Below are 20,533 nucleotides of genomic sequence, written 5' to 3' on the forward strand. Positions count from 1 at the left end.
GCCGGGTACGGCGGAAGGGAACAGGCCGGCCCAGGACCGGAACACGAACCCTGACACCGGCGGGTCACGTCCGGGCACCGGGCGTCTGATGCCCCGACCGGTCACGGTGTGCCCCGTGCCTGGTCAGGGTGTGGGAATACCGCCGGGACGGGTGGGCCGTCCGAAGCGCACGGCGACGCCGGGCGAGTACAGCACGCTCACCGGGTCGCCGAGCGGCCCGGGGAGCCCCGCGATGCCGGTGAGTTCCTCGTCGCACTCGAGCAGCTCCGCCCGGTGCAGGGGCCACTGCGGGTGGGTGTTCGGGAGATAGGTCCGGCGTCCGAACGGTGTGCTGTGCATGCCCCAGCGTGCGGTCAGGAAGTGCTCGAGCGCCGTCGGCTCCTGAATGGGCCCACCCAGACGGATCGTGATCCGGCTGTGCGCGCCGCGAGGCCCCGGCCAGCGCCTGGAGCTGGTGTACGTGATGGTGCCGCCGCTGCGGCTGATCGTCATCCGGGACCACAGGTACGGCAACCGGAAAGCGGCTCGCGCGACGACGACCGGTATGAGACGGGAGGCGTCGAGCGAACGGAAGACGACGCCGCGCCGGCCATGGGCGTCCACCGAGTAGAGCCGCACGTTGGTCTCGGGGAAGGTCCCCAGGTAGGGCACCCCTGGAAGGCGGAACCAGCCGACGCGGTGCATACGGAAGGGAACGAGTCCCACGTAGGTGACGCCGTCCAGCGTGTCAGGAACGGTTCCGGCCGGCAGGAGGCCGGCCACATCGGCGGGATCGACCGCCCAGTGCAGAAACGCCAGGTCGAGCCATGACTGTGTGAGCAGCGGGTTCGCCGTGGAACCGGGCGGCTCGACGGAGATCGGCTCGGGTATGTGCGAGGCGACGGGCACAACGCCAGCATCGCACACACCACAGTCACCGGACGCGGAGCCAACACCGCTCCGCTCACGGCGGGTTGGGCGTCCGCCGCAGCCGGACCCGGGCATGGACCGCTCCTCCCTGCGTGGGTTCGCCCCTCCCCCACTGCTGCTGTGACCTGCCACCGATCGGCCGGGAGGCCGGGGGCGGGCTCGCCTCACGCCGCTCCGGCCCGCGTCGGCACCGGCGTGGTGATCGACTGCAGGCTCGCTCTCCGGCTGCCCTCAGTAGTGTGGGGACATGGCTGGACCGGAAGACGGGGTCCAGGGGCCGGCCCCCGACGAACCGGCCTTTGCGGCCCACCACGCGGCGCGTTGCACCGGGCTCGACGAGCTCGACTCCGCGGTGTCCCGGTGCCGGGCGTGCCCGCGGCTGGTGGCCTGGCGGGAGGAGGTCGCCAGGGTGAAACGGGCCGCGTTCCGGGACTGGGAGTACTGGGGGCGGCCGGTCGCAGGGTTCGGGCCCCCGGACGCGGCCATCGCGGTGGTCGGGCTCGCGCCCGCGGCGCACGGGGCGAACCGGACCGGGAGGATGTTCACCGGCGACGCGACCGGTGACTTCCTCTTCGCCGCGCTGCACGCGGTCGGGCTCGCCTCCCGGCCCGTGTCCACCCGTCCCGGGGACGGACTCAGCCTCCGCGGGGTGCGGCTCACCGCACCCGTGCACTGCGCTCCGCCCAAGAACAGGCCCACCCCCGCGGAGAGGGACACGTGCCAACCCTGGCTGTCGGCAGAGCTGGCACTGCTGAGCCCCCATCTGCGTACCGTCGTGGCGCTGGGCGGCTTCGGCTGGCAGGCGGTGCTGCCGGCGCTCAACGCCGCGGGATGGCGGACGCCCAGACCTCGTCCTTCCTTCGGACACGGGGCGCATGTCGTCCTGCCGGCCACGGAGCAGCGGCACGCGGTGCATCTCCTCGGGAGCTACCACCCGAGTCAGCGCAACACCTTCACCGGCCGGCTCACGTTCACCATGCTCGTGGGGATACTCCGCAGTGCCGCCGAACTTGCGGGACTGCCCGGTCGGCCGTGAGGCCCGACGGGCCGCGACCCGAGGGTGCGACAGACCGTGAGTTCTCGGCGCCTACAGGGAACCGGCCGGGTGGTCCGGTCCGCCACCCGGGCTGGGTCCACGCTCTCTCGGAGCCACGCTCAGACGGCCGCCGTACGGGGAAGCGTTGCATGCGATCGGGGCGGACGCGGCGCACCGTGTGGAGCGGCTGCCGCGTGAGCCGGGCCCGGTCGGTCTTGCGCCGACGCCGGCGCGGCTGAGCGCGCTTGGCGTGAACGGGCTTCCGCGCTGCCCGCGCCGGGGGGATCAGGGCAGAGGAGCGCCACGGGCCGTGAGCCAGAGGTCGTACCACTCCTCGTGGGAAAGGTCCGGCTGCCGCTCTGCGGCGTCGCGGCAGGCACGGATGCGTTCGGGACGCGCGCTGCCGACCACCGGGACGATCCGGGCGGGATGACGCTGCAGCCACCACAGGAGGATCGACTCCGGCGTGGTGCCCTTCCTGTCGGCGAGCGAAGCGACGAGCCGAGCGGTTGCGTGCTCCTCCGGCGTTTCCTGACGTCCTGTGAAACGGCCTTGCGCCAGTGCACCCCACGCCTGCAGTTCCATCCGGTTCTCCCGGCAGAATTCGAGCGTCCCGAGAGGAAAGCCGTTGGTGGCCGCCTCCCGGGTGTTCACGAGGACACCGGCTTCCAGCCAGTCACGCCGCTGCAGACTCATCTCCAGTTGATCGGCGACGAGCGGGACGTCCAGTCGCGCCTGGAGAGCCCCGATCTGGGCTGCGCCCATGTTCGAGACCCCGAACCGGCGCACCAGGCCCTGCCGGTGCAGCGACGTCAGCGCCTCGGCGATGTCGTCCGGATCGGCCAGCGGGTCCGGCCGGTGCAGCAGCAGCACATCGATGAAATCGGTGCGCAGCCGTGCCAGGCTCTCTTCCACCCGCCGCGCGATCGTACGTCCGCGCAGGTCGTAGATTCCGGGGCGCTCGCCGTCCGCGAGACGGATACCGCATTTGGTCTGCACGACGATGCGCTCGCGCAGTCCCGGTGTGCGGGCAAGGACCTCACCGAAGACGGCTTCCGCCTTGCCGTGCCGGTAGATGTCGGCGTGGTCGAACGCCGTGATCCCGATGTCCAGCGCCGCCAGGACCGCCGCCTCTGCAGCGGCGATGTCCGCCGCTGCGTAGGGCTCGGCGTCCCACGTCCCCCCGAGTCCCATGCACCCGTACAGGAGCCGCCCGGCGCTCATGGCTGTCTTCGTCGTCACACCGTCACCCTACGACGGAGATCGAACAGCGGGTGCGGGCATCGGCGCCATGGGTGTGGGACGGCCGATCCCTGCGTCGGCGAGGCGGTGGCACCGAGGTCCTGTCGTGTCCGGTGCGGGAGCAGGGTCTTCGCCGTGACCGAGTGAGTCCGTCTCCGGCCGGCGCGGGCAGCTCCGCCGCCAGGTTGCCGTGCGCCGGCGGCCCCTGCCTCCGACCTGCCACAGGCACCGTGGGCGCCGGGCGGTATCCGGCACCTCCTGCGTGACGGACCGTCAGATCCCGGGGTCGTCATCAGTGATCATCTTCTGTGCCGCCGCGACGAGCTCCGGCGGCATCGGGCACGACCGTCTGGCGGTCGTGTCGATGTGCACGCCGGTCAGCACCGTCACGGCCGCCACCTCGCCGGTCGCGGCGTTCTCCATACGGTGGCAGAAGCGGATCACCTTCTCCCTCACCTCCAGGACCGTGGAGCGGACCAGCACGACGTCCCCCGCGTTCACCTCCCGCTGGTACGAGATCTTCTGCTCCACCGCCACCATGCCCCGCCCCTGACCGCGCAGATAGTCGGGCGTGATGCCGAGTGAGGAGAACAGCTGCCAGGTGGCCTCGTCGAACTTCCCGACGTACCACATGACGTTCATGTGCCCCATGTGGTCGCAGTGCCATGGGTACACGGTCCCGCGATAGGTCACTTCCAGGTCAGCCATGCTGCGCCTCTCCTCCTGAACGGGCCGCCCGGCTCCCGCGGATCGGGCGACGGTCGGCCTTGCCGTACGACGGCCGTGCACCGGTGCCGCACGGCGCTCGGCGCGGGCAGGCCGCTTCCCGCACCAGGACGTTAACGGGCGGAGCTGCCACCTCTGCTTCGGGGGCGGCGTGAAGCCGGCGCACAGAGGCGCCCCCGAGCAGGGCGACACGCCAACCACCGTGCTCCACCGCGGAGTTCGACCGAGCGGCCGGCTCATCAGGTCAACCGTCCCGGACTATTGACTCCCCGTGCAACAGTCGCGATTCTCGTCGCACCGCTTGCACGTGCCATGACAATCCCCAGGGCGCGGGCGTGCGGGACGGCCTCGGCTCATCGGCCACACCATCCCCCACCGAAGACATGAGTGATGTCCATGACCCGGCACACACACCCGATACGCAGGCCCATCGCGCTCTTCTCGTTGCTCCTCACCGTGATGGCCGTGGTCCTCGGCACAGCGCCCAGTTCCTCGGCCGAGTCCGGCTGGTGGATCCCGGGCGCGCGGCCCGCGCCCGACTCCCAGATCAATGTCACGGGCGAGCCCTTCAAGGGGACCGACTCCCAGGGGCAGGTACGCGGCTTCGTCGACGCGCACAACCACCTGATGTCCAACGAGGCCTTCGGCGGCCGGCTCATCTGCGGCAGGACGTTCTCCGAGCAGGGCGTCGCCGATGCACTCAAGGACTGTCCCGAGCACTACCCCGACGGCTCCCTCGCGATCTTCGACTTCATCACCAAAGGCGGCGACGGCAAGCACGACCCCAACGGATGGCCGACGTTCAAGGACTGGCCGGCCCATGACTCCCTGACCCACCAGCAGAACTACTACGCGTGGGTCGAACGGGCCTGGCGCGGCGGCCAGCGGGTGCTCGTCAACGACCTCGTCACCAACGGCGTCATCTGCTCGGTCTACTTCTTCAAGGACCGTGGCTGCGACGAGATGACCTCCATCCGCCTGCAGGCGCAGAAGACGTACGAACTGCAGGCCTACATCGACAAGATGTACGGCGGCCCCGGCAAGGGCTGGTTCAGGATCGTCACCGACACCGCGCAGGCCCGCGAGGTCATTGAACAGGGCAAACTCGCCGTCGTGCTCGGGGTCGAGACCTCCGAACCGTTCGGCTGCAAGCAGATCCTGGACATCGCCCAGTGCGACAAGGGCGACATCGACCGCGGTCTGGACGAGCTGCACAAGCTGGGCGTACGCAGCATGTTCCTGTGCCACAAGTTCGACAACGCCCTCTGCGGGGTCCGATTCGACTCCGGCACCCTCGGCACGGCGATCAACGTCGGCCAGTTCCTGTCGACCGGCACGTTCTGGAAGACGGAGAAGTGCGCGGGGCCGCAGCACGACAACCCCATCGGCGTCGCGCCGGCCGCCCAAGCGGAGAAGGAACTTCCGCCGGGCGTGAAGGTCCCGTCGTACGCGGCGGACGCGCAGTGCAACACCCGGGGTCTCACCGAGCTCGGCGAGTACGCCGTGCGCGGCATGATGAAACGCAAGATGATGCTGGAGATCGACCACATGAGCGTCAAGGCCGCGGGCCGGGCCTTCGACATCTTCGAGTCCGAGTCGTACCCGGGTGTGATCTCCTCGCACAGCTGGATGGACATGAACTGGACCGAGCGGGTCTACCGTCTCGGCGGCTTCATCGCCCAGTACATGCACGGCGCCGAGGGTTTCGGCGCGGAGGCGAAGCGCACGGACGCGCTGCGCGACAAGTACAACGTCGGCTACGGCTACGGCACCGACATGAACGGCGTCGGCGGCTGGCCCGGCCCCCGCGGCGCGGACACCCCGAACCCGGTGCGGTACCCCTTCCGCAGCGTCGACGGCGGCTCCGTCATCGACAGACAGACCACCGGCCAGCGCACCTGGGACCTCAACACCGACGGCGCCGCGCACTACGGTCTCGTCCCGGACTGGCTCGAGGACATACGGATCGTCGGCGGCCAGGACGTCGTGGACGACCTCTTCCGGGGCGCCGAGTCCTACCTCGACACCTGGGCGGCGTCCGAGAACCACAAGGCGGGGGTGAACCTCGCCGCGGGTTCGTCCGCCTCGGCCAGCTCGTCCGAGTGGAACCTGTTCACCAGCTACGCGCCCGACAAGGCCGTCGACGGCAACACGAACACCCGCTGGGCGAGTGACTGGAGCGACGACCAGTGGCTCCGGATCGACCTCGGTGCCACCAACCTGATCAAGCGTGTCTCGCTCGACTGGGAGCGCGCCTACGGGAAGGCGTACCGCATCGAGGTCTCCACCGACGGCACCGACTGGCAGTCCGTATGGTCCACCACCGCCGGTGACGGCGGCCTGGACACGGCACGGTTGGCCGGAACGTCAGCCCGCTATGTCCGAATCCATGGGCTGGAACGCGGCACCAAATGGGGGTATTCGCTCCACGAGGTCCGCATCCAGAGCAGCTGACACCACCCGACGAACGCCCGCGGGCCGGGGCCGGCCGGATCAGCGCTCCTGATCCGGCCGGCCCCGGCCGCGTCCCCCGGCGCGGCTCAGGAGCGAAAGGAACCGCATGGCACGGATGCCGTCGGCCGAGCGGCGCCGACAGCTGATCGAGGCAGCCATCCGCGCGATGACCCGCGACGGTGTCTCCAGGACGACGACCCGGTCCATCGCCGCAGAGGCGGGCGTCTCGCTGAGTGTGTTCCACTACTGCTTCGACTCCAAGCAGGCCCTGCTGGAGTCCGTCATCGCGACGATCACCGATCACTACGTCACGCTGGTGCGGGAAGCGATCCGGCCGAAGGACACGCTTCGGGAGACGATCCGGGCAGGATTCCAGGCCTACTGGGACCACGTGTCCGCCAACCCCGGGGAGCACATGCTCACTTACGAGCTGACGCAGTACGCCCTGCGTCAGCCGGGATTCGAGCATCTGGCCCGGCGGCAGTACGAGCTGTACTCCGACACGTACAGCGAACTCATCGAACAGCTCCGTCACAGCATGGACCTGGAACTGCGCGTACCGGTCCCCGTGCTGGCCCGCTATCTGGCCGTCATGACCGACGGACTGACGCTGAACTTCCTGGTTCTCGGCAGCGACGCATCCGCGGCGGACATCCTCGACACGATCGCCGACCAGGTCGTCGGCCTCGTCCACGACCGGCCCGGGTCCGGAGACGGCCCGGGGGCCGCCGTTCCACCACCGGGCCAGGTCTGATCCGGCTCCCACGTCCGGCACCACGCGCATTGCCCGGGTCCTTCGGAAGGGCCCCTTTCCGAAGGGCCCTTCCGAAGGCGCGCCGGCTCCGGCGCCGCTTGCGCCATATGTGTCACGACGCCGGCGCGAGCGATTACCCCCCGCTGTCACGGGTAGTCGGATGATCACGTTCAGTGGCTGGCTGTACTGCCCGGGCATCCGTCCGGCAGAGCGGCCACGACAAGGAGCGACTATGAACAGCCCGTTGGAAGCATTGCTCGATCAGGTTCAGGAACGGGGCCGCTACGCCCTGCGGCAGGAGGCCGCCCACGCCGTGCAGATCGTCCTGGACGTGCTGGGGGCCCACCTGGTGGGCGACGACCGCAGTGATCTCGCCCGCCTGCTGCCGCGTCAGTGCGGCCCACTGCTGACCGAGGGTGAACCGGCCAGCGAGCCTCTGACTCCCAGGGGTTTCATCGAAGCGGTCGCGGTCCGCGAAGGCGTTGAGTTCGCCGAAGCCCGCCGCGCCGTCACGGCCGTGCTCGGCATCGTCGCCGAGACGGCCGACGACGCCTTGCTACGCCGCATTCTCACTCAACTCCCGCCCGGTCATGCGGGGTTGTTCGGCCGCATGGACCCGGCATGACCGGGCAGCAGCCGGGTGGCACGGGACTCGCCGCCGGGGGCCCGCCCCGCGGCCCAGGAAAAAACGACGGCATGACAAGGTATGCACGTGGCGAACCCGGGTATGCGGACCCCGCTCGGGGGTCGGAACGGAGAATTGGGGTGGATGGCATGGCAGCCGTGATCACAACGACAGCCACGGCACAGGAGACGACCACGAGGTCCTGCGATGCGGAGCTTGCAGCGATCGCGGAGCCCCTGAAGGTGTCGCCCCGGGACGCGCGTGATCTTTCCCGCCAGTTCTTCGCCCGCCTGGCAACGCTGGAAGAGGGCACGCACGAATACCAGTACGTGCGCAACACCCTCATCGAGATGAACCTCTCGCTCGTCAGGTACGCCTCGGGCCGCTTCCGCAGCCGCGGCGCGGACGAGATGGAAGACATCGTGCAGGTCGGCACCATCGGTCTGATCAAGGCCATCGACCGGTTCGAACTGTCCCGCGAGGTGGAGTTCACCACCTTCGCCGTGCCGTACATCGTCGGCGAGATCAAGCGCTTCTTCCGCGACACCAGCTGGGCCGTGCACGTTCCGCGACGGCTCCAGGAAGCACGGGTGGAGCTGGCCAGGGCGACGGAGGAACTGCGCAGCCGGCTCGGGCGCACCCCGACCGTGCGGGAACTGTCCGAGCTGATGTCCCTGCCCGAGGCAGAGGTCATCGAGGCGCGCAAGGCCTCCAACGCGTACAACTCCTCTTCGCTGGACGCGGCGCTCACCGGCGACGCCGCCCAGGACGGCGAGACGGCGCTCGCCGACTTCATCGGCGAGGTGGAACCCGCCCTCGAGCTCATCGAGGACTTCCACTCCCTGACCCCCCTGGTCGCCGGGCTGAACGAGCGCGACCGGCAGATCCTCCACCTGCGCTTCGTCGAGGAACTCACCCAGGCCCAGATCGGCGAACACCTCGGCATCTCCCAGATGCACGTCTCCCGCCTGCTGACGCGCATCCTCAAGCATCTCCGCGAAGGCCTGCTCGGCACCGCGTCGAAGTGAACAGCCGGGGCGGTGGTTCCCACGCCCGTGACGGGCAGGGGAACCACCGCCCCCGCCGTCGACGGCGGACAGCCGACGGCGGACTGTTCGGTGGACTCATGCGTCTCGACGACCAGGAACGCGTCGCGTTGCAGATTCCATGACCATGGTGGCCGGCATGCCTCATTCGCCCACCATGATGCTCCCGAGGCCGCCAAGAGCGAGTCAGGCCGACGGGGGCTCCAGGCACCACATGATCCGGATGTCACCCGGCTGCAGTCCGGTCACATCGCGTCAGGAACTCAGGACGCGTACTCGGCCGCCCTCCACTGCGGTGTGAGCACCGGCCAGATCTCCTTGTGCTCCTGGTCCAGGCCGTGCCGCTTGCCCCGGTACAGGTAGCTCTCCCGCAGCACGCCGTCTCTCGTCATCCCGAGGCGCCCGGCCACGGCGACGCCGGCCTCGTCCACCGTCGGGATCCATCACTCCACGCGGTGGATCCCCCGCTCCTCGACGGCCCGATCGATGATCACACGCACAGCCCGGGTCACCAGCCCTTTGCCCACCGCCGACGGCTCGAGCGGGCGCAGCTCCGCGCCGTCGTCGCCCAGGGATATCGCGTAGATCGTCACTTCCACCGTCGGATCCGTCGCACGCTGTGAAGGGACCCTCTCGCCGTCGGCCCGGGCAGGGCACGGACGCTCCGCGCTCAGAGCCGCAGTCAGTGTGCGGAGACGCGCACCGTGATGCGCTTGCCGACCGGCTCCCGCTCGACGGCGAAACTGTCGCTCAAGGCCATGACGATCTCCAGGCCGTGTTGCCCCACCCGCCCCGGGTCGGCCGCGCGGGCCACCGGCAGGGTCGTCCCGCTGTCCCGCACCGTCACCTCGACACCGGACGCGATCCGTTCCAGATCGAGCGTGCACGGCCCGAAGGTGAACTTGCAGGCGTTGGTCACCAGCTCCGACACGATCAGCTGAACCGCGCCCACAACCCCCGACGTCGCATCGAAGCCGTGCCTCTCCACGAGGAAGTCGGTGGCGAAACGGCGGGCCGCACCGATGCACGCCGGGTCGCCCTCGTACACGGCGCCCGCCCACGCAGATTCGGCCCATGCCGTAGCTTCTTCCTGGTCATTCCTGATCGTCCTCGAACTCATCTGCTCGTTGCCCCGTTCAGCCGGCGTTCCTGGGGATACAGCGACTCTTGTACCCCCGATCCGCCTGAGCAGCGCACGCGGATCACGCACTGACCGTTACCCCGTCGACCGGGCCTCTGAGGCGCGGTCGAGGACCGACCTGCGTTTCTGAAATGCCGCCCGGCCGCGGTCATGCCGTACCCCGGGCTTGCTTGAACCGGGCGAGTCCCTCGGAGAGTCCGACGACGGGCTCCGGGTAGTCGTACCGGACGCGTTCGCGGCCCGCCGGCTTCCAGGGCTGGTGCACGGCAGGACCTTCGAGCCCTTCCAGCTCGGGCACCCAGCGTCGTACATAGGTGCCGTCCGGGTCGTACCGCATTCCCTGACGCACCGGGTTGAGCACCCGGTTCGGGCGGGTGTCCGTACCGGTTCCGGCGACCCACTGCCAGTTGAGCTGGTTGTTCGCGATGTCGCCGTCGACCAGCAGGTCGAGGAAGTGTGCGGCACCGACCCGCCAGTCCACGTACAGCGTCTTGGTCAGGAAACTCGCGCTCAGGAGTCTGCCTCTGTTGTGCATCCAGCCCTCGTGGCGCAGCTGGCGCATGGCGGCGTCGACCACCGGGTACCCGGTACGGCCGGCCTTCCACGCAGCGGTCTCCTCCTCGGCCTCGCTCCCGGAGCGCCATCGGTCGTGCCGGGGCCGGTAGTCGTCCACCGATGCTCCCGGCCGTGCGGCGAGCACCTGGTGGTGGAAGTCCCGCCAGCACAGCTGCCGTACGAACGCGTCGGCTCCCGGGCCGCCGGCCGAGCGTGCGCGGTGGACGAGTTCGGCCGGGGAGAGCGTGCCGAAGTGCAGATGTGGCGAGAGCCTTGACGTCGCGTCGTCGGCGAGGGCGTCGTGTCCGTCCTCGTATCCCTCGATCCCGCCGCGCAGCCATGCCTTCAGCCGTCTGCGTCCCTCGCTCTCCCCGCCGGTGGCGAGTCCGGCCGAGATTCCGGCGACATCTCCGCGGGAGGGAATCCGTTCCGAACGAACGGCGTCGGGCACACGCACCGCGCGCGGCGCGCCGAGGGTGCCCCGGATCTCCGCCTGGCACCAGCGGCGGAAGTACGGGGTGAACACCGCGAAGTGGTCCGCGCCCTGCGGGACGACGGCGCCGGGCGCAAGTGCGGTGAGCACCGCGTCATGGACGTGCAGTCGGCGGCCCTCACGCGCCAGGGCCGCACGCAGCCGTCGCTCGCGGGCGTGTGCGTAGCCGCTGACACCGGCGGCCATGTGCACGTCGCGGGCGTCCGCCTCGTGCGCCACCGCGCAGACTGCCGTGACGGCATCGCCGGACCGTACGACGAGGCGGCCCCCACGGTCGCGCAGCTCCTCGTCGAGGCCGGTCAGGCAGTCGGCGAGGAACGCGTTCCGGTTGGGAGCGGCGAATCCCGCGGCCGCGATGCCGTCGTCCCGCACGAACAGGGGAACCACCTGGTCACACGCGCGCAGGGCCGCGTGCAGGGGCGGATGGTCGTGCAGACGCAGATCCGATGTGAACAGGACGACCGCGGTGCTCATGAGACTCCATGGAAACGTGCTCGGCGGTGCTTGTCCGGAACTTCCGGGGGATTTGCCACGGATGGATGCACGGATCAGCGCGGGTTCGAGCCGTGACCGTCCCGGTCATCGGCCTGGAGCGCGGCCGAGGCGATGTTGCGTGCCATGCCGCCGAACACGACGGCGTGGAACGGCGACACGCTCCACCAGTAGAGATGCCCCAGCAGCCCGTGCGGATGGAACAGCGCCCGCTGGCGGTAGCGGGCCCGGCCCTCCCCCTCCTCGTCGGCGTACATCTCCAGCCAGGCGAGGCCGGGCAGGCGCATTTCGGCGCGCAGCCTCAGCAGCCGGCCCGGTTCGATCTCCTCCACGCGCCAGAAGTCGAGCGAGTCCCCGACCCGCAGCCGTACGGCGTCCCGGCGGCCGCGGCGGAGTCCGACGCCGCCGACCATCCGGTCTAGCCAGCCCCGTACCGCCCAGGCGAGCGGGAAGGAGTACCAGCCGTTGTCGCCGCCGATGCCCTCGATGACCTTCCACAGTGCCTTCGGCGAAGCGTCGACGAGGAGCGCACGCCGGTCGGTGTACAGACTGCCCCCGGCCCAGTCCGGGTCCGTGGGCAGAGGGTCGCTCGGGGCGCCGGGCGGCGACGCCGATGACCAGCGGGTGGTGACCCGGGCGTCGCGCACGCGCTGCAGTGCCAGGGTGAGTGCCAGGTCGAAGCCGAACGGCGCGCCGGGCGGATCGGGTACGTACCGGGCGATGTCGTGCTCGCGGCAGACGACCTCGTGGCGCAGTGATTCCGCCAGCGGCCGGGCGAGGGACGGGGGAACGGGGGTGACCAGCCCGATCCACAGACTGGAGAGCCGGGGAGTGAGCATCGGCACGCCCAGGATGAGGCGGCGTGGCAGGCCGGCCACCACGGCGTAGCGCCGCATCATCTGCTCGTACGTGATCACGTCGGGCCCGCCGATGTCGAAGGCGCGGTTCACCTCGTCAGGCATCAGCGCACTGCCCACGAGATAGCGCAGCACGTCGCGGACCGCGATGGGCTGGATGCGGCTGCTGACCCAGCTCGGGGTGACCATGACCGGCAGCCGCTCGGTGAGGTAGCGCAGCATCTCGAAGGACGCGGAGCCGGAGCCGATGATGACCGCGGCGCGCAGCACGGTCGCGGGCACCTCGGAGCGCAGGAAGATCTCGCCGACCTCGGCGCGGGAACGCAGATGGGGTGAGAGTTCGTGTCCCGGTACTCCGGCCGGGGTCAGCCCCCCGAGGTAGACGATGCGGCGTACGCCCGCGGCCCCGGCCTGCTCCGCGAAGACGCGGGCGGCCTTGCGGTCGGTCTCCTCGAAGCTGTCGCCGGAGCGGAGCGCGTGGACGAGGTAGTAGGCGACGTCGATGCCCTGCATGGCGGCGCCGACGGAGGCGGGGTCGGTCATGTCACCGCGTACGACCTCCGCCCGGCCTGCCCAGGGGTGGTCACGGAGCTTGTCCGGGGAGCGGGCCATGCATCGCACATGGTGGCCGGCGTCCAGAAGTTCGGGCACCAGCCGGCCTCCGATGTAGCCGGTGGCGCCGGTCACCAGACAGTTCAGGCGCCGGACGTCTCCGCCGCCCTCCATCTCACTCATGGATACCTCCGGTGCCTCGGGGCGTGCCGCAACCGGTCAGCCCGGGCTGACAGATTCCGCGGACGGGCGGTTCACGGATGCACCTGGTTCACGGATGCACCGCGTCTGTCTCCAGGGTGCGTCCGGAGGGGCCGGACCGGCGATCGGACGGCTCCCGCGTGGCAGTCCGGTGGCATTCCACCGACTCCGTCGGTCCGCCGCATCACGCGGGCCTTGGCGGTCCACGTGGTACGGCGCTGGTCGTTGCTGTCCTGCCGCAGCTCGTCGGCCCGACGGGTGACGCCGTCGACGCGGGCCGCCGGCTCAGGGTGGTGGCGTCGGAGACGGGGCCGGGTGTCGGTCAGGGGACCGATGAGCTTGGCGGCGTCGCTGTCGGCGAGGGCGCATGGTGACGGGCCCAGGCGGTGACGGCACGGTCGGCGACCCGGCGGTCGCGGGTGGCCCTCACCCGCTCCTCACCCGTGGCGCCCGCGGCACCGGGGCTCAGCCACAGATAGCGGCGTTCGGCAGCCTGACGGCTGGTGACGCCGAGAGGCTGCGCGAGGTCCGCCCAGCCGGCGCCCGCTTCCCGGGCGGCTTCGATGAGGCCCGATTCCCATCCGGCGAGCTGCCGGCGCACCTCGCGCAGCAGAAGGAGCGCCGCCAGGGCGCGCTCGGGTCCGGCCTGAGCGGGCCCGGGCCGCTCACCTGTCCCGCCGTCGGCGGCAGCGGCGCGTCGTAGTGCCTGGTCGATGGCGTCCAGCGCCGACGCGGCGGCCGGCAGCGAGGCCGGGGCGGCAGTGGGCCGCGGGGCCGGGGTCGAGGTCGGCCGGTCGGCTTCGGGCACGGTGATCTCCTTCTCCCTGTCACCTTTTCGACGTCCAGCAGCTCCCGGGTACGTCCGACACCTGGCCGTGGGGCCGTGCATCGAGCCGCGTTCCACGATGACTTCGGGTCCGGACAACGCGCTGGGCACGCCCCCGGGGTGGGGGCGTGCCCAGCAGTGTGCGGTGCGCGGGTCAGTGGCCTGAGCTGTAGTACCCGCCGAGCTGGTCGCGGTAGGCCGGGTCACCGAGGTGCTTGTCCTTGTCGAACTCCGGTGATGCCTTGATCTCGTCCTTCGTGCGGGAGACGAAGATCGTCGTGCTGTGGTGGTCGACGCTGGTGATCGTGCCGGCCGGCAGCATGACCTCCTTGCCGAAGATCCACACCCCCGTGTCGACGACGATGTACTGCGAGCCGACCTCGTTGGAGTGCTTGTCGACCTTGCCGATGTGCCCGTCCGTGGCCTCGACCTTGTAGCCCGTCAGATCGTCGTCGGGTGTGTGCCCGCTGGTCGGAATGTAGGACCACATGTACTCACTCATGAATACTCCTTCAGCCTGAAAGCGGAATTCATCGATTGCGGCGATGCGGACGGAGTGCAGAGGGTCCTTGCGAATCCCTCGCAATTCTTCGCAGGAAGTGACTGCTACCAGCGATACCAACGGCCCCTGGATGCGCCGTGACCGGCCGGGCGGACGACGAATCCGAGCAGCCACAACACAAGGACTACGGCGGCTATCCACCACAGTGCCTTGAGAGCGAAGCCCGCACCGAAAAGAACAAGGGCGAGCAGTAGAACGAGAAGCAGGGGAACCATGGTTTTCGACCTCCGACGGCACGAGTGCCCCGCAAGAAGAAGATCACGCACCCGATGAGGAAAATCTTGCGAGGCGAATCCCGGCGTCGATCGGGGGGTTTATCCGTGCGGACGGCGGTTATCCGACCAGGCACATACGTCAGTCGAGTTCAGGGAGTGAGAGTCATGGCAGCCGACGAAAAGACCCAGGCCAAGATGGAGCAGGCCAAGGGCAAGGCGAAGGAGACCGCGGGACGCGCTGTGGGCAACGAGCGTCTGACCGCCGAGGGACGCGCCGAACAGGCGAAGGGCGATCTGCGGCAGGCCAAGGAGAAGGGCAAGGACGCCTTTCACCGTTGAGGAGAGGCGTCTTGGCCATGAGGCCCTTTTCCGCGTCGGACGCGGCGAAGGGCCTCATCCATGTCCGGGATCCGACGCCGGGGCCCACGGTGCGTGCCGGTCTTCCCCGGCACCCGCGTGTCAGGGGCGCGGGAGTCGCACGACGGTGACGAAGAAGTCGTCGATCTTCCGGATCGCCGCGATGAACTGCTCCAGGTCCACCGGCTTGGTGACGTACGCGCTGGCGTGCAGACGGTAGCTGCGCAGAATGTCCTCCTCCGCCGCGGACGTGGTCAGGACGACGACGGGAATGTGCGTGAGGTCGGCGTCGGCCTTGATGCGTTCGAGGACCTGCCGGCCGTCGTACTTGGGCAGGTTGAGGTCGAGCAGAATCAGATCAGGACGCGGCGCGTCCGTGTGCTCGCCCTGACGGTAGAGGAAGTCGAGCGCCTCCTGCCCGTCGCGGACCACGTGCAGCGTGTTGCCGATCCTGTTGTCCTCGAATGCTTCCCTGGTCATCAACTCGTCGCCCGGATCGTCCTCGACGAGGAGTACCTCGATGGGCTTGGTGGAGGCGTTCATACGGGGTCTCCTGTGCTGAGCGGCGTTGCGGCGTGGGCGGGTTCGCCGTCATCGGGTTGCGGCCGGCCGTCCTCTCCGGGAACTACCGGCAGGGTGAAGTGGATTCGGGTGCCGTCGGTGTGGGCGGTGTCGATCCAGATGCGGCCGCCATGGTGCTCGACGATCTTCTTGCACAGGGCAAGGCCTATTCCGGTGCCGGTGTAGGTGTCGCGACCGTGGAGGCGCTGGAAGATCACGAAGACCTTTTCCGAGAATTCCTCCGGGATCCCGATGCCGTTGTCGGTCACGGAGTAGCGCCAGGCGGGTTCCTCGTCGCTCGCGTCGTACTCGACGGTGATCCCGATGACGGGCGCGCGGTCCGGGGAACGGAACTTCACGGCGTTTCCGATGAGGTTCTGCCAGAGCATGGTCAGCAGGGTGGGATCGCCCATGGCCGGGTGCAGTTGCCCGGGCCGCTCGATCGAGGCATCCGCTTCCTCCAGGGCGGCCCCGAGGTTGACCAGGGCTTCGTCCACCGCCGTGTCGAGCTCGACCTGCTCCCTGGTGTCGTTGACGCGTCCCACCCGGGAGTAGGTGAGCAGATCGTTGATCAGGACCTGCATGCGTTTGGCACCGTCGACGGCGAAGTCGATGTACTGCTTGGCCCGCTCGTCGAGCTGTTCGCCGTACCGCTTCTCGAGAAGCTGGCAGAAGGAGGCCACCTTTCGCAGCGGCTCCTGCAGATCGTGCGAGGCGACATAGGCGAACTGTTCGAGCTCCGCGTTGGAACGCCGCAGTTCCACGGCCTGGTCGTCGAGATCGGCCGTACGCTGCGCGAGCAGCTGCTCGCGTGCCTGTGACGCCTCCAGCGCGGCGAGGACGCGCACCCGCATGGCCTCCACGGAGGCGGCCACCTGCCGCACGTCGGCCGGTCCCCCGGGCTCGATGCGACGGCTGAACTCGCCGTCGGCCACGTGCTGGGAGGCCACACGCAGGCCACTGAGGGGGCGTCCGACCGCGATGTGCAGCAGAGCCGCCAGAGCGCCCGCGATCACCAGGAACCCGGCAAGCATGCCCCCGAACAGCCAGTTGTGGCCGGCACGGGTACGCCGCAAGTCCGCTTTCGCCGTGTTGCGCTCCGTCAGCAGGTCCTCGTTGAGTACCGCGAAGCTCCCCCGCAGCCGGTCGAAAGCGCTCTTGCTCGCCTGGAGTTCCGCCGTGACGCCCTCCGCTGCCCTGCCCTTGCGGGCTTGTTCCACCAGGGGTTCCGCATGGCCGGTACGCCAGTCGTCCGCCAGCCGCTGGACGCCGGCCAGGGAGTCGAGGAGCCCGGGCCTGTCCGCCAGCGCGGATCGCATCGCCCGGGCTGCGGAACCGGCCTCCTTCTGTCCCTGCGTATAGGGCTCCAGCCAGCGGGGATCGCGGGTGAGTGCGTAGCCCCTCATTCCCGTTTCCTGGTCGATGAGGGCCTTCTGGAGCCGGTAGGCGTCGGCTCTCGCAGGCTGGATGCGGTCGACGAGGGCGTCGGACTTCGCGGCGGTCTGCGAGACCAGTTGCCCTCCGGCCACGGCGAGGGCGCACACGCCCACCAGAACGGCGGTGAAGGCGAGCCAGAACCACTGCGTCACGGTCAGCCCGGAGCCCTTGGAACGTCCCGATGAGCGGGAGCCACGGCTGGGCCGGTCTTCGTGGTGGGTGCTCACTGCTGCTGGTTCCATTCGAGGTACAGGAGGGCGACATCGTCACCGTGGCCGCCATGGTCGGCCGACAGCGCTCGCGTCTCGGACATCAGTGCGGAAACGAATTCTTGTGCCGGAAGGCCCGCATGCCCCGAAGCCAGCGTGAGCAGTCCCTGCTCCCCCAGTCGTTGCCCGTCCGCGCTGACACGCCCCTCGAAGAGGCCGTCGGTGAACAGCGCCAGAGCACCGGCGGGGGGCAGGTCCAGGCTGTCCTCGTGCCATTCGAACGCCCCGTCCGGCAACATTCCGAGAGCCGGACCGACCGAGGTCTCCACGAGCCGGACGCCCGCGGGCTCACACAGGAGGAGCGGCGGGTGGCCGGCGCGGACCACCTTGGCCTTCGCCAGACCCGGCGGCAGTGCGAGCGTCGTCACCGTGGCGAAGATCTCCGTCCCCGTGCGCTCCGCGACCAGGACTTTCTGCATGAGCCGGCACACGGCTGCCCCCGTGACGCCCGCGAGGGTGAAGGAGCGCCAGGCCACCCGCAGACAGACGCCGAGTGCCGCCTCGTCCGGGCCGTGGCCAGAGACATCGCCGATGACCGCGTGCACCGTTCCGTCCGGGGTCTCCACCACGTCGAAGAAGTCGCCGCCGAGCAGACCCAGCTCCCGGCTCGGTTCGTATCGGGAGAAGACCTTCACGGCACCGCTCTCCAGCAAGGGGGACGGAAGCAGTCCACGCTCGAGGCGCGCGTTCTCCCGTGCCTGCATCCGGCTGGCTTCAAGCGCGACCGCGGCCTGTTCGATCTGACGGCGCTGGATGGCGTAGCGGATCGACCGCCCCAGGACCATCGGATCCAGCACACCCTTGATCAAGTAGTCCTGCGCTCCGGCCGCGACCGCCGACAGCCCCACGCCTTCCTCTGCGAGACCCGTGAGAACGACGACCGCGACCCCGGGAGCGGCCGCGAGCACCTGGTGGACCACGTCCAGGCCCTGGGCGTCCGGAAGATGCAGATCCAGCAGGACGCACTGCGTCCGCGTCCCTTCTGCGAGGGTCAGCATCTCCTTCGCCTCGGTCAACGAGTGCGCCCGGCTCAGGCGAGCCGTCAGGCCGCTGTCCCGCAGCGTTTCCTCGACCAGGATCGCGTCGCCGTCGTCGTCCTCGACCAGCAGAACCGTCGGAAAGGCGTCCGAGCCGACCTGGGGCCCGGACGGTGACGCCGCCGCCGAGGCCCGGGAAATCCAGGCGTTCGAACCCTGAGCACCGACAGCGCTGGTCACCACTCGCCTCCCCTTTCCCCTTCCCCGGATGCCGCGCATCGGGCGGCACGAACAATACTTGCCGCCCGCCAATGGTTTCACTCACCCACCACCGGTCCGGGGACCTGCCGCCGGGACGGGAACTGCGGACGATGCCATGGCTGGTTAAACCTGTCCACCAGCCCTGGGACCTGCGGTTCCCCGGAGTACGGCGTTCAGGGACAGCACGCATGGTCACGCACTGCGTTTGCGACGGCACTTTCCGGTAACCAGCTGTAGCGGAAGGCCAATGGGAACAAGACCTCCTCGAAAGGAGTTCACTCATGTCCGTGAGTGCGCTCGCCATCCTTGGGGTGGCCGCGGTCGTGATCGTCGCACTGGCACTGGCGCGTCCGGTGAAGTGGCCCGCGCGCCGCCCGCGACGTATCGGCCGCCCCACCATGAGAACCCTGGACGCGTACGAGCGGGAGCAGTACGTGGCGCTGTGGGCAGGAGTCCAGGAGCAGTTCGTGGACTCCCCGGCAACAGCGGTGGCCAGGGCATCCGAGCTGCTCGACCGCCTGGCCGACGAGCGCGGCGTTCCGTCCGGGTCACCGGAGCGCCGGCTGCGCGCCCTGTCCACGCTCTTCCCCGCCCGGGCGGACAGCGCGCGGCAGCTGTACAAGGCCCGCGCGGCTGCCGCCACGGGTGACGCGAGCGCCGAGTCCTTGCGTCAGGCGCTGGTCGCCGGCCGCGCCCTCTTCGAGGAGCTGGTCACCGCGGATCCTCACCATCGGGCCTCCTCGGTCACCGCCCCGAGGCGCAGCACGTGGGGCCGCCGGACCCGGGTGCGGCCCACCGCCCACCGCACGCAGACGTGACGTCCCGCCCGTCATCCATCCCCGACCCGTTGGTGCGGTCCGCGCAGTCCCGGCCGGACGGGCCGCGCGCGGACGACGGCCATCGCCCGGTGGATCCACACCTGGTGTCGGAGCTGATCACTTGATGTACGGGGACGAACGGATGCGTGAGGAACCGAAGGTCTCGCACCGCCTGATCGACGGAGTGTGCCTGGTCCGGGTCGAAGGCGATGTCGACGTCGACAGCGCGGAACCTCTGAAGCAGACCCTGATGTGTACCGACACCCGGCGGGCCACCGGAACGGTCGTCGATCTCTCGGCCGTGCGCTTCGCCGATTCGACCATGCTGCACATCCTGCTGGAGGCGCAGCGCGCCCATCGGGCGTCCGGGCTGCGGCTTGTCATCTCGGGGCCCCTGGGACTGATCGTCGAGCGGCTTTTCGATGTGACCGGCACGACCGGATTCTTCACCGTGGCCCCGTCTGCCGACACGGCTCTGGAAATGGCCGGAACGCCGCGGAGATGATCAGAGATGCCGCTCACTGTGTGCGGCGGTCCGCAAGGGGCAGACGAAGAGCAGTGGTACATCGGAGGCCGGAACGGGGAGAGCGGGCACATGACCGCAAACAAGATCACCACGACGGCGGAAGGGACGACTGCCAGGTCACACCCGGCGACCGCGGCCGAAGCACGCGCCTCGGTGCGTCGGTTGCTGCACAAGAAGTTCTGCACGGAGAACGCAGGAACGGTCGAGGACTTCGTCCTCGCCAACGCGCTTCTCGTGACGTCCGAGCTGGTGACCAACGCGATCGTCCACGGGGGCGGCCTGGCCCGGTTCACGGCGCGCATAACGGACGGCGGTCTACGGCTCTCCGTCACCGACCGCTCCCGTGTCCGGCCCACCGCCGTACACCGCCCGAACGAGGCCGCCGGTATGCAGCCGGGAGGCTACGGCTGGAATCTGGTCCAGCGGCTCAGCAGCGACATCACGGTCAGCCCCATCGCGGGCGGCAAGACCATCCAGGTTCTCGTGCCCTTGATATGACCGGTCGCACAGGGCCGAACCCGGGGGCCCGGGGGCCTGTTGCATCGAGTCCCTCCGTGCGGGATGGTTGTCGCCTGTAAACACTTTGGCCGTAAGGAAAGGTGGTGCGATTCGCCTCGCGGATCCCGTGCCATGCTCACTTC

20 protein-coding genes and 2 pseudogenes are annotated in these 20,533 nt (G+C 69.6%); 9 read left to right on the plus strand and 13 right to left on the minus strand.

The genetic code is table 11. The annotated features are described in order from the left end of the window. Nucleotides 1–123 precede the first annotated feature (123 nt). On the minus strand, nt 124–888 hold the full coding sequence (locus ACFU5O_RS15330; protein WP_384240310.1) for a YqjF family protein: 765 nt from the start codon (nt 886–888) through the stop codon (nt 124–126). Between the two features lie 268 nt (nt 889–1,156). Between ACFU5O_RS15330 and ACFU5O_RS15335 the strand changes: the two genes are divergently transcribed. After that, complete coding sequence (locus ACFU5O_RS15335) at nt 1,157–1,945, plus strand: uracil-DNA glycosylase (protein ID WP_384240312.1); 789 nt, start codon at nt 1,157–1,159, stop codon at nt 1,943–1,945. 285 nt (nt 1,946–2,230) lie between these two features. Here ACFU5O_RS15335 and ACFU5O_RS15340 read toward each other — a convergent pair whose 3' ends face one another. Both ACFU5O_RS15340 and ACFU5O_RS15345 read right to left on the minus strand, forming a co-directional pair. Beyond that, nucleotides 2,231–3,169 (minus strand): aldo/keto reductase family oxidoreductase, encoded by a 939-nt coding sequence (locus tag ACFU5O_RS15340; RefSeq protein WP_384240447.1) that lies wholly within the window; start codon nt 3,167–3,169, stop codon nt 2,231–2,233. A gap of 291 nt (nt 3,170–3,460) precedes the next feature. Next, nucleotides 3,461–3,895 (minus strand): acyl-CoA thioesterase, encoded by a 435-nt coding sequence (locus ACFU5O_RS15345; protein ID WP_384240314.1) that lies wholly within the window; start codon nt 3,893–3,895, stop codon nt 3,461–3,463. Between the two features lie 408 nt (nt 3,896–4,303). On the opposite strand from ACFU5O_RS15345, the gene ACFU5O_RS15350 reads away from it, so the two are divergent. The 4 genes from ACFU5O_RS15350 (at nt 4,304) to ACFU5O_RS15365 (ending at nt 8,774) form a co-directional block, all read left to right on the plus strand. Beyond that, entirely contained in the window at nt 4,304–6,367 is a 2,064-nt protein-coding gene (locus tag ACFU5O_RS15350) for a discoidin domain-containing protein (protein ID WP_384240316.1), read from the plus strand. 106 nt (nt 6,368–6,473) lie between these two features. Beyond that, on the plus strand, nt 6,474–7,121 hold the full coding sequence (locus ACFU5O_RS15355; protein WP_384240318.1) for a TetR/AcrR family transcriptional regulator: 648 nt from the start codon (nt 6,474–6,476) through the stop codon (nt 7,119–7,121). Between the two features lie 232 nt (nt 7,122–7,353). Next, nucleotides 7,354–7,746, plus strand: coding sequence for a DUF2267 domain-containing protein (locus tag ACFU5O_RS15360; RefSeq protein ID WP_384240320.1), 393 nt, complete (start codon nt 7,354–7,356; stop codon nt 7,744–7,746). Nucleotides 7,747–7,895: 149 nt separating this feature from the next. Beyond that, nucleotides 7,896–8,774, plus strand: a complete 879-nt coding sequence (locus ACFU5O_RS15365; RefSeq protein ID WP_384240322.1) for an RNA polymerase sigma factor SigF — start codon at nt 7,896–7,898, stop codon at nt 8,772–8,774. Between the two features lie 281 nt (nt 8,775–9,055). Here ACFU5O_RS15365 and ACFU5O_RS15370 read toward each other — a convergent pair. The 7 genes and pseudogenes from ACFU5O_RS15370 to ACFU5O_RS15400 all read right to left on the minus strand — a co-directional run. Then, nucleotides 9,056–9,334: pseudogene (locus ACFU5O_RS15370) on the minus strand (GNAT family N-acetyltransferase); the annotation flags it as partial. 140 nt (nt 9,335–9,474) lie between these two features. Then, nucleotides 9,475–9,912 (minus strand): ATP-binding protein, encoded by a 438-nt coding sequence (locus tag ACFU5O_RS15375; protein WP_384240324.1) that lies wholly within the window; start codon nt 9,910–9,912, stop codon nt 9,475–9,477. A gap of 169 nt (nt 9,913–10,081) precedes the next feature. Then, entirely contained in the window at nt 10,082–11,455 is a 1,374-nt protein-coding gene (locus tag ACFU5O_RS15380; protein WP_384240326.1) for a cryptochrome/photolyase family protein, read from the minus strand. 74 nt (nt 11,456–11,529) lie between these two features. Beyond that, nucleotides 11,530–13,056: an SDR family oxidoreductase gene (locus ACFU5O_RS15385; protein ID WP_384240449.1), complete on the minus strand. Its 1,527-nt coding sequence runs from the start codon at nt 13,054–13,056 to the stop codon at nt 11,530–11,532. Between the two features lie 236 nt (nt 13,057–13,292). Beyond that, nucleotides 13,293–13,891: pseudogene (locus tag ACFU5O_RS15390) on the minus strand (type III effector protein); the annotation flags it as partial. Between the two features lie 172 nt (nt 13,892–14,063). Next, nucleotides 14,064–14,411 carry a PRC-barrel domain containing protein gene (locus ACFU5O_RS15395; RefSeq protein WP_384240327.1) on the minus strand — a complete coding sequence of 116 codons (348 nt, stop codon included), beginning with the start codon at nt 14,409–14,411 and terminating at the stop codon, nt 14,064–14,066. Nucleotides 14,412–14,515: 104 nt separating this feature from the next. Further along, a complete protein-coding gene (locus ACFU5O_RS15400) occupies nt 14,516–14,686 on the minus strand; it encodes a hydrophobic protein (protein WP_384240329.1) in 171 nt (56 codons plus the stop codon). 165 nt (nt 14,687–14,851) lie between these two features. Between ACFU5O_RS15400 and ACFU5O_RS15405 the strand changes: the two genes are divergently transcribed. Next, nucleotides 14,852–15,025: a CsbD family protein gene (locus tag ACFU5O_RS15405; RefSeq protein ID WP_384240331.1), complete on the plus strand. Its 174-nt coding sequence runs from the start codon at nt 14,852–14,854 to the stop codon at nt 15,023–15,025. A 120-nt stretch (nt 15,026–15,145) separates the two neighbouring features. Here the strand turns inward: ACFU5O_RS15405 and ACFU5O_RS15410 are convergent, their stop codons facing one another. The 3 genes from ACFU5O_RS15410 to ACFU5O_RS15420 are packed head-to-tail and all read right to left on the minus strand — an operon-like array spanning nt 15,146 to nt 18,527. Further along, nucleotides 15,146–15,586 (minus strand): response regulator, encoded by a 441-nt coding sequence (locus tag ACFU5O_RS15410; RefSeq protein ID WP_384240333.1) that lies wholly within the window; start codon nt 15,584–15,586, stop codon nt 15,146–15,148. Then, on the minus strand, nt 15,583–17,283 hold the full coding sequence (locus ACFU5O_RS15415) for a CHASE3 domain-containing protein (RefSeq protein WP_384240334.1): 1,701 nt from the start codon (nt 17,281–17,283) through the stop codon (nt 15,583–15,585). Before ACFU5O_RS15415 ends, ACFU5O_RS15410 begins: the two co-directional genes overlap by 4 nt. Continuing rightward, nucleotides 17,265–18,527: a PP2C family protein-serine/threonine phosphatase gene (locus ACFU5O_RS15420; protein WP_384240336.1), complete on the minus strand. Its 1,263-nt coding sequence runs from the start codon at nt 18,525–18,527 to the stop codon at nt 17,265–17,267. The genes ACFU5O_RS15415 and ACFU5O_RS15420 overlap by 19 nt, the downstream gene beginning before the upstream one ends. 302 nt (nt 18,528–18,829) lie before the next feature. Between ACFU5O_RS15420 and ACFU5O_RS15425 the strand changes: the two genes are divergently transcribed. The 3 genes from ACFU5O_RS15425 (at nt 18,830) to ACFU5O_RS15435 (ending at nt 20,390) form a co-directional block, all read left to right on the plus strand. Next, entirely contained in the window at nt 18,830–19,366 is a 537-nt protein-coding gene (locus ACFU5O_RS15425; protein WP_384240338.1) for a hypothetical protein, read from the plus strand. Nucleotides 19,367–19,508: 142 nt separating this feature from the next. Then, nucleotides 19,509–19,871, plus strand: coding sequence for an STAS domain-containing protein (locus ACFU5O_RS15430; RefSeq protein WP_384240339.1), 363 nt, complete (start codon nt 19,509–19,511; stop codon nt 19,869–19,871). A gap of 90 nt (nt 19,872–19,961) precedes the next feature. Continuing rightward, a complete protein-coding gene (locus ACFU5O_RS15435) occupies nt 19,962–20,390 on the plus strand; it encodes an ATP-binding protein (protein ID WP_384240341.1) in 429 nt (142 codons plus the stop codon). Nucleotides 20,391–20,533: the final 143 nt, after the last annotated feature.

It is taken from the genome of Streptomyces sp. NPDC057445, from assembly GCF_042802855.1.
GTDB lineage: Bacteria > Actinomycetota > Actinomycetes > Streptomycetales > Streptomycetaceae > Streptomyces.

What these genes read in the sequence shown, in the direction of transcription:
- ACFU5O_RS15335 (WP_384240312.1), top strand. Translation starts at nt 1,157, where the DNA reads ATGGCTGGACCGGAAGACGGGGTCCAGGGGCCGGCCCCCGACGAACCG.
- ACFU5O_RS15340 (WP_384240447.1), bottom strand. Translation starts at nt 3,169, where the DNA reads ATGAGCGCCGGGCGGCTCCTGTACGGGTGCATGGGACTCGGGGGGACG.
- ACFU5O_RS15345 (WP_384240314.1), bottom strand. Translation starts at nt 3,895, where the DNA reads ATGGCTGACCTGGAAGTGACCTATCGCGGGACCGTGTACCCATGGCAC.
- ACFU5O_RS15350 (WP_384240316.1), top strand. Translation starts at nt 4,304, where the DNA reads ATGTCCATGACCCGGCACACACACCCGATACGCAGGCCCATCGCGCTC.
- ACFU5O_RS15355 (WP_384240318.1), top strand. Translation starts at nt 6,474, where the DNA reads ATGGCACGGATGCCGTCGGCCGAGCGGCGCCGACAGCTGATCGAGGCA.
- ACFU5O_RS15360 (WP_384240320.1), top strand. Translation starts at nt 7,354, where the DNA reads ATGAACAGCCCGTTGGAAGCATTGCTCGATCAGGTTCAGGAACGGGGC.
- ACFU5O_RS15365 (WP_384240322.1), top strand. Translation starts at nt 7,896, where the DNA reads ATGGCAGCCGTGATCACAACGACAGCCACGGCACAGGAGACGACCACG.
- ACFU5O_RS15375 (WP_384240324.1), bottom strand. Translation starts at nt 9,912, where the DNA reads ATGAGTTCGAGGACGATCAGGAATGACCAGGAAGAAGCTACGGCATGG.
- ACFU5O_RS15380 (WP_384240326.1), bottom strand. Translation starts at nt 11,455, where the DNA reads ATGAGCACCGCGGTCGTCCTGTTCACATCGGATCTGCGTCTGCACGAC.
- ACFU5O_RS15385 (WP_384240449.1), bottom strand. Translation starts at nt 13,056, where the DNA reads ATGGAGGGCGGCGGAGACGTCCGGCGCCTGAACTGTCTGGTGACCGGC.
- ACFU5O_RS15395 (WP_384240327.1), bottom strand. Translation starts at nt 14,411, where the DNA reads ATGAGTGAGTACATGTGGTCCTACATTCCGACCAGCGGGCACACACCC.
- ACFU5O_RS15400 (WP_384240329.1), bottom strand. Translation starts at nt 14,686, where the DNA reads ATGGTTCCCCTGCTTCTCGTTCTACTGCTCGCCCTTGTTCTTTTCGGT.
- ACFU5O_RS15405 (WP_384240331.1), top strand. Translation starts at nt 14,852, where the DNA reads ATGGCAGCCGACGAAAAGACCCAGGCCAAGATGGAGCAGGCCAAGGGC.
- ACFU5O_RS15410 (WP_384240333.1), bottom strand. Translation starts at nt 15,586, where the DNA reads ATGAACGCCTCCACCAAGCCCATCGAGGTACTCCTCGTCGAGGACGAT.
- ACFU5O_RS15415 (WP_384240334.1), bottom strand. Translation starts at nt 17,283, where the DNA reads ATGGAACCAGCAGCAGTGAGCACCCACCACGAAGACCGGCCCAGCCGT.
- ACFU5O_RS15425 (WP_384240338.1), top strand. Translation starts at nt 18,830, where the DNA reads ATGTCCGTGAGTGCGCTCGCCATCCTTGGGGTGGCCGCGGTCGTGATC.
- ACFU5O_RS15430 (WP_384240339.1), top strand. Translation starts at nt 19,509, where the DNA reads ATGCGTGAGGAACCGAAGGTCTCGCACCGCCTGATCGACGGAGTGTGC.
- ACFU5O_RS15435 (WP_384240341.1), top strand. Translation starts at nt 19,962, where the DNA reads ATGACCGCAAACAAGATCACCACGACGGCGGAAGGGACGACTGCCAGG.